This is a genomic window from Neobacillus drentensis (genome assembly GCF_036962765.1).
Classification (GTDB): domain Bacteria; phylum Bacillota; class Bacilli; order Bacillales; family Cytobacillaceae; genus Neobacillus; species Neobacillus drentensis_C.
Genome location: NZ_JBALOS010000007.1, coordinates 2,596 through 9,141 on the forward strand (window position 1 = coordinate 2,596; position 6,546 = coordinate 9,141).

Below are 6,546 nucleotides of genomic sequence, written 5' to 3' on the forward strand. Positions count from 1 at the left end.
AAGCGAAGCGCCTGGAGCGTAAATCAACAGGCACGTTTAACAGAGCCTTAATAAAAAGTAGTTTTATAGATAGGAAGACCGAGGTGATGCGATAGTCCTTAATACGAACGTTCATTTCTGATGAGGAATCTTGATTCGTTACGATGACGGAAAAATTGAAAAGTAGAGAGAGAAGGTTGTAGATTTAATGAAAAAGATGGGGAAAGTCATGGTTTTATCCACCGGTTTAATACTTGGTGGTTTAAGCAGTGGAGCCACCATTCCGCTGGCACCAATTAATATCGAGCATGCAGAAGCTGCTAGTCTTGTCGTAATTAGTAAAACAACATTTCAAACAACAGCGAACCTAAGAATGCGTGAAGGTGCAGGTACTACATACAAAACGATTATCACGATTCCAAAAGGAAAAGTGATCACTGCAACAGAAAAAAAAGGCAGCTATTATAAAGTATCCTATTCATACACATCCAAAGGCAAAACCTATAAAAAATCAGGCTGGGTCAGCGGCAGTTATGTAAAGGAATACTATAAATATATAAACACGAGCGGCACCTATTATTTTACAAAAAAAACAGGGATGCTATACACTACGCCTGATACGAAGAAAAAGTCTGTGGGGAGCTTACCAAATGGAAATGGGTTGTACTCAACCCAAAAGGTTGTAAACAGTATTGGGAAAACATGGTATCGTGTACAATATAAAGGTAAATATTTGTACATTTATAGCGGTGATGTTTATAAATCTTCTTCCAAAAGCCTTGCGAACAAGGAATATCAAACCATTAAGGATACATATGTCTTTTCATCTTATGGACCTTCCTATACAAAATTGATTTTGATTCCGAAAGGTACTGCCATCTCATCGCTAAAGATGATCGGCAATTGGTATGAGGTAAGTTACAAAGGAAAAAAAGGGTATGTTTATAAGGAATACATGCAACCAAAATCAACAAGTACTGCGACGGAAAATCCTTCTGTCACCAATAATGGCAGTAACTATTTGGTTTTGGATGATGTAAATATGCGGAAATCAGGAGAAGGATCTGCTGTTTTGGCAGTTATTCCAAATGGAAGAAGTGTTAAATCAACCGGAAAAAAACTGGGTGACTGGTATCAAGTCATTTACAATGGCAAAACTGGCTACGTTTACAAAACCTATCTAAAGGAATATAAATTAACGGATTACCGGTTTATTGATTTACGAACTAATTCGACTGTGACAGCCAAGCAAATCAATGATTATATTGCAAAAAATACTATAGGTAAGCCCAGTGTGCTAGTTAATAAAGGACAGGCCTTTATTGATGCTGGTAAAAAGTATGGTATAAATGCCCTATACTTAGCAGCACATGCCATCCATGAAAGCGGGTTTGGTACATCTAATATTTCATTAGGTAAAAAGAACCTATTTGGTTATGGTGCTTATGATGCTGCACCTTTTGTAGGGGCCTACAGGTTTTCAACCGTTGAGCAATGTATCAATTATGTTGCCCAAAAAATGAAAGCAGATTACCTAAATCCGAACGGTACTCACTTTGAAGGAGCCATGCTTGGTTATCGGACAAATGATTCCAATGGAAAGAGGGTGGCAAGTAAAAGTATCGGTATGAATTACTGGTATGCAAGTGATCCAAACTGGGGCAATGGTATTGCTAGACACATGCAGAACATCTTACCTTTTGACCAAAAATATTATGATAATGCGTCCATCAATACAACTGTTCCTGCATTACCGGGCATACCGGCTGGTAAAGACCAATTTCCTGCAGGAATACAAGCGAAAGCGAAAAAGGACCTATCAAGCACGATTAAAAAGGATACAACCTTTATCCTACTTGAGAAATCAAATGATTATAATTTGAAAGTTAATATAAATAAGCAGGATACAACTATTAAAGTTCCTTTCTCTACCTACGATGATTACTTTACTGTACTTAACCTAGGGCGAGTTTCTGGTTCTAGTTATTTGAATGTTCGTCCTGATCCTTCTACCGCTAAAAAGGAAATTGCTCAACTTCACTTAAATGATTATGTGCAATTGGTTTTGGATAGCAAAGGAATTATTGTGATGGATATAACCAAAACTTGGTATAATATCAAGTTATCCACCGGTCAAACTGGCTGGGTAAGTAAAAGTTATATTGTTAGAGAACTGAAATAGATTGGGGCTGACTTGTTTTCAGGTCAGCTCTTTTTTTCGAATGATCCTGAAAAAATTGTCCATAAATGTGCACTTAAATGGTATTTTGATGGAAATACAACAGTTCATCATTGAATTTTAAGTTTCATAGTCTTATAATGATTTGGTAAAGTTAAAGTTAAGATTATGTAAAATGAAAATAAGTGCTATTGGATGAATAAATATTTACACATTTTCCGAATACTATTTACAGGAGGAATTACACTAATGAAAAAGGTCTTAACATATGGAACATTTGATTTATTACATTTTGGTCATATAAATTTACTTAGCCGCGCCAAGGATCTAGGTGATTATTTGATAGTTGGCCTTTCCACAGATGAATTCAACAAAGGAAAGAATAAACAGGCATATCATAGTTTTGAAAATAGAAAATTAATTTTGGAATCGATTCGTTTTGTTGATGAAGTGATTCCTGAAAATACATGGGACCAAAAAATTCAAGATGTTATCAAGCATGATATTGATGTGTTTGTGATGGGTGATGATTGGAAAGGCAAATTTGACTTTCTAAAGGATTATTGCGAAGTGGTTTATCTGCCAAGAACAATTGGGATCTCTACTTCACAAATCAAAGAAGATTTAAATGCTGTCACAAATGGTTAGGGAACTAGCCATTTGTTTTTATTTATTCATCTTTAGGTGTTTTTTTTCGATATTTTCACTCGTTCCGCTTAAAAACAAAACCACGTTTGTGGTTAGTTTCGGTGATAACACCCAGTATGTGTATGAAGAAATTTGCCGGCAGCACACACCAACAGACGTGGTTTTTCTATGTGAACAAAAAGCATTTCCTAAATTTAAGAACGTGGAGAAGGCCACGACTATCCTTTTTGAGGTAAAATATCTCATGAACTGGATGAAGTCTGTATATCACTTAGCCACTTCCCGACATATTTTTATCGATAACTATTTCGGCTTTTTAGCTGCTGTGTCCTTTAAAAAAGAGGTCAAGTGTATTCAGTTATGGCATGCATCGGGAGCGATGAAAAAGTTCGGCTTAGAAGATGAATCGATAAAAGCTAGAACGGATCGGGCAAAAGAGCGCTTTTTACAGGTATACAGTAAATTTAATCAGGTCGTTGTCGGCTCTGACGTCATGGCGGAGATTTTCATGAAGTCCTTTAGCTTAAAAAAGGAGAATATCCTGCCAACAGGAGTTCCGAGAACCGATTTCTTCTATAATGAAGAAGCGAAACAAAAGGCGATTGCGAGTTTACTACATCAACATCCAAGTTTAAAAGATAAAAAGGTCATCCTCTATGCCCCTACCTATCGAGACAATGAGTTAGAACAGTTTAAACTTGTCTTAGAGTTGGATAAAATGGCACGGGAACTAGGACAAGAGTATCGGTTAATTCTACGGTTACATCCTGCGATTGTTAGAAAGGATGATTATGCAGTTCGATACCCCGATTTCGTTGTTGACCTCTCGTCGCGTCAGTATGAAATTAATGAGCTGCTGGTCGCCGCCGATTATCTGATTACCGATTATTCTTCGATTCCATACGATTTTTCCCTTTTACATAAACCAATTATCTTTTTCACCTATGATTTGGATGAATACAAGCAACAGCGTGGTGTCATGGAAGGATTTGAAGAGTCCTTACCAGGACCGTTAGTAAAAGATACGGAATCGATTATAGAACTTATTCAAAAGGACCGCTTTGACCTAAAAAAGGTCGAATATTATTCTGAAAAATGGAATCAGTACTCGAAAGGTCATTCCAGCCAAAACTTGGTGTCCGAATTGTTTGTAGAAAAAAGTCCTCAAACTTACGAGCAAGGGCATTATAATAATTAGTACAAGCTTCGAGTCAACGAATTGCTCGGGGCTTTGTTTTTATAATGCCCATTTGGAAAAATTAATGTATAATGAACAAGGTTATTATTAGCGATAGGAAGGACAATTTTCATGAAATCGATGATTACAATTGTAAAGGAGCAAATCAGTTCCTTTTACCTGATCCTGAGGTTATCTGCCTTTGAACTGAAAAGTGCGAATACGAATAATTATCTCGGCAGATTTTGGGAGATACTGAATCCAATGATTCAGCTGACCATTTATTGGTTTGTTTTTGGTGCCGGAATTCGTAAAGGCAGTGGGGTTCCGATGGATAATGGCGTAGTAGTTCCTTTTTTTATTTGGATGGTAACGGGAATGATTGTCTGGTTTTTCGTAAATCCCGCGATTTCTGCTTCATCTAAATCGATTTATTCCAGAATCCAATTGATTGCAAAAATGAGTTTTCCGATGAGCGCGATTCCTTCATTTGTCATCATGGCGAATTTCTATACCCATCTACTATTAGTTGCAGTTGTTACTGTCTTTTTACAATTTACCGAATTTAAACTTAGCATCTACTATATTCAACTGCCGTACTTTATGATTGCCATGTTATTATTCTTACTAGCCCTTGCACTGGTTACTTCGACGCTGTCGACCATTGTCAGGGATGTACAGCAGGTGGTTCAGTCTGTATTAAAAATGCTGTTATATTTAACACCGCTCTTATGGCATACGGAACATTTAATAATAAACGGAATCGACTTTGCCTTCTTATTAAAATTAAACCCTTTATATTACATAGTCGAAGGGTACAGAGCGGCCTTGCTAGGAACAACATGGTATCCGGCAGAATACCCGCAATTAACCTTGTATTTTTGGATTACTGTGTTAGTGTTGTTCCTAATCGGTTCCGTTCTTCATTTGAAATTTAGAAACCGATTTGTTGATTATTTGTAAATTGGAGTTGATTTTTTGTGAGTGAAACGGTGATAGTAAAGAACGTCTATAAAAAATATAAAATGCATCGGTCACCAAAAGAAAAGCTTCTGGATGTCGTGTTACCCGGCGGATATGGTGAAGATTTCTATGCACTTCAAGATATATCCTTCTCGGCTCAGCAAGGCGATGTTATCGGTCTTGTTGGTGTCAATGGGTCCGGAAAATCGACGCTATCAAACATCATTGCAGGCGTGATTCCGCCTACTACAGGAGAGGTTACCACGATTGGGACAACCTCGATTATCGCGATCTCCTCGGGGCTGAATAATCAATTGACAGGCAGAGAGAATATTGAACTAAAATGCTTAATGCTCGGGTTTAAAAAGAAAGAAATTAAAGAGATGGAACCTGAAATCATTGAGTTTGCAGATATCGGTAAGTTTATTGATCAACCTGTAAAAAAATACTCGAGCGGGATGAAATCTCGGCTTGGATTTGCCATCTCGGTTACTGTCAATCCCGATATTCTGATTGTGGATGAAGCATTATCTGTAGGTGATCAGGTTTTCGCGCAGAAATCAAAGAACAAGATGTTTGAGTTTAAAGAAAAAGGAAAAACCATTTTCTTTGTCAGCCACTCCATGGGACAAATCAAAGAGTTCTGTGAAAAGGCGGTCTGGCTTGAGTACGGTGAAATAAAAAAGTTTGGTCTGGTTAAAGAAGTCATTCCAGAATACGAAAAATTCTTAAAAGAATATAAGTCAATGACCAATGAGCAGCAGAAAAAGTTCCGTGAACAGGTCATGCAAAAACAAAAAGGCTTAGCGGGTAAAGGAATCTAATAATGAAAACTAACTTGGTTTCCGTTTTAGGAATAGATTTTGTTAATAAATGCTTTGATCAAGTGGTAGAGGACCTCTTATCCAGCATTAAAAATAAGCGAAAAGCCTTCATTGTCACGGCTAATCCAGAAATTGTCATGTATGCTCATGAACATCCAGACTATAAAAACATTATCCAATCGGCTGACATGGTTGTACCAGATGGGTATGGGATTATTCTTGCTTCGAAGATCTTACACACTCCGATAAGGGAGAGGGTGGCCGGTTATGATTTAACGGTCCGCCTTCTTGAACTGGGGAATGAGAAAAAGTGGAAAATTTATGTCTTAGGCGGGCGTGAAGAGACCAATCAAAAAGCGGTGGCTAACATCCAAAGCAACTTTCCGCAAATTCAAATTGCGGGACGTCATCATGGTTTTTTTGATTGGGAGAAAAGCACGGTGACGGCTGAAATTAAGGCCGCTAACCCTGATATTGTGCTTGTGGCATTAGGATTCCCTAGACAGGAACAATGGATAGCCAAAAATCTGGACCAATTTGCAGGTGGGCTTTTTATGGGGGTTGGGGGCAGCATCGATGTTCTTGCCGGTGAGGTGGAGCGTGCACCGCGCATCTGGCAAAAAATGAATCTTGAATGGTTTTACCGCTTAATTAGCCAGCCATCACGGTGGAGACGAATGTTGGCAATCCCGCGATTTTTACTGCAAATCTTTAAATTAAAGCTCCATAAATAAGGCACGCCCCTTTTTTAAAGGCTATGTTAAAGATTATTGTTG

6 protein-coding genes are annotated in these 6,546 nt (G+C 37.9%); all 6 read left to right on the forward strand.

Annotated features, from left to right (window positions below):
* Positions 1-187 precede the first annotated feature (187 nt).
* The 6 genes from V7137_RS01825 to V7137_RS01850 all read left to right on the forward strand — a co-directional run bounded on the left by V7137_RS01825 (position 188) and on the right by V7137_RS01850 (position 6,504).
* Entirely contained in the window at positions 188-2,161 is a 1,974-nt protein-coding gene (locus V7137_RS01825; RefSeq protein ID WP_335696494.1) for an SH3 domain-containing protein, read from the forward strand.
* Positions 2,162-2,407: 246 nt separating this feature from the next.
* Positions 2,408-2,806 (forward strand): glycerol-3-phosphate cytidylyltransferase, encoded by a 399-nt coding sequence (tagD, locus tag V7137_RS01830; RefSeq protein ID WP_335696495.1) that lies wholly within the window; start codon positions 2,408-2,410, stop codon positions 2,804-2,806.
* Positions 2,787-4,004, forward strand: coding sequence for a CDP-glycerol glycerophosphotransferase family protein (locus V7137_RS01835; protein ID WP_335696496.1), 1,218 nt, complete (start codon positions 2,787-2,789; stop codon positions 4,002-4,004). Before tagD ends, V7137_RS01835 begins: the two co-directional genes overlap by 20 nt.
* 111 nt (positions 4,005-4,115) lie before the next feature.
* Entirely contained in the window at positions 4,116-4,946 is an 831-nt protein-coding gene (locus V7137_RS01840; RefSeq protein ID WP_335696497.1) for an ABC transporter permease, read from the forward strand.
* A gap of 17 nt (positions 4,947-4,963) precedes the next feature.
* The gene (tagH, locus tag V7137_RS01845; protein ID WP_335696498.1) at positions 4,964-5,770 is read left to right on the forward strand and encodes a teichoic acids export ABC transporter ATP-binding subunit TagH; all 807 of its coding nucleotides are present in this window, start codon (positions 4,964-4,966) and stop codon (positions 5,768-5,770) included.
* A gap of 2 nt (positions 5,771-5,772) precedes the next feature.
* Positions 5,773-6,504, forward strand: coding sequence for a WecB/TagA/CpsF family glycosyltransferase (locus V7137_RS01850; RefSeq protein ID WP_335696499.1), 732 nt, complete (start codon positions 5,773-5,775; stop codon positions 6,502-6,504).
* The last annotated feature ends 42 nt before the right edge of the window (positions 6,505-6,546 follow it).

Bases quoted from the DNA above. Each gene is read 5' to 3' on its own strand.
- V7137_RS01850 (WP_335696499.1), top strand. From the start codon at position 5,773: ATGAAAACTAACTTGGTTTCCGTTTTAGGAATAGATTTTGTTAATAAA.
- V7137_RS01825 (WP_335696494.1), top strand. From the start codon at position 188: ATGAAAAAGATGGGGAAAGTCATGGTTTTATCCACCGGTTTAATACTT.
- V7137_RS01840 (WP_335696497.1), top strand. From the start codon at position 4,116: ATGAAATCGATGATTACAATTGTAAAGGAGCAAATCAGTTCCTTTTAC.
- V7137_RS01835 (WP_335696496.1), top strand. From the start codon at position 2,787: ATGCTGTCACAAATGGTTAGGGAACTAGCCATTTGTTTTTATTTATTC.
- tagD (WP_335696495.1), top strand. From the start codon at position 2,408: ATGAAAAAGGTCTTAACATATGGAACATTTGATTTATTACATTTTGGT.